The organism is Vibrio sp. 811, assembly GCF_033339195.1.
The window spans coordinates 1-669 of record NZ_JAWOUB010000467.1; the positions used below are offsets into that span (position 1 = coordinate 1).

General features: G+C 48.4%; 1 protein-coding gene. It reads right to left on the reverse strand.

What is annotated here, in order from left to right:
• Positions 1-635: flagellar basal body rod protein FlgF (locus R7Q46_RS27525; protein ID WP_318078326.1), on the reverse strand; the 635-nt coding region annotated here is incomplete at its 3' end.
• Positions 636-669 lie beyond the last annotated feature (34 nt).

Genomic DNA, 669 nt, shown 5'->3' on the forward strand with positions numbered 1-669 from the left:
ACGGCATTCACGTTACTACCTTCAATCGCACCAGTTTGGATGCTGATAGTGCCGTCTGCTTCGTAAGGCTGATTTGGAGTTTTATGGCGAAATAAGCCATTGGTGTCTTTAAATAAGCTTTGATCGTCAGTTTTCACAAGCTTGATACGATCAACGATTTGTAATTCTTCAGCCGGCGCACCTTGTGGAAGTACAGAGATGGTGCCATCACGACCGATTTCGATTTTGGAGAGTGGGATTGGCAGGGTGATTGGCGCATCGTTCTCCCCCAAAACGGCATGACCGCTTGCGTTGGTTAGCATGCCATTTTGGTCAATTTTGAGGTTACCGTTACGGGTCAAACCTTCTTTTCCAGTGTGATCCAATACAGAAATCCAACCGCTGCCTTCGACGGTAATGTCCAAATCGCGACCAGTCGTGATCACGCTGCCTTGAGCAAAATTATGTCCCGGACGCTCTGTCATGCTAAACACGCGTGACGGCAAACCAGCGCCATACGCTTGCATTGAGCGAGCCTGTGCTAAATCTGCACGAAAACCCGTCGTGCTGACGTTAGCCAAGTTGTTAGCGCGCAATTGCAAAGCCTGCATATTTTGCTTGGCGCCACTCATTGCGAGAAACAGTGCGCGATCCATAATTTACTCCAAAAAAAGTCTCTGTACTTCGGAG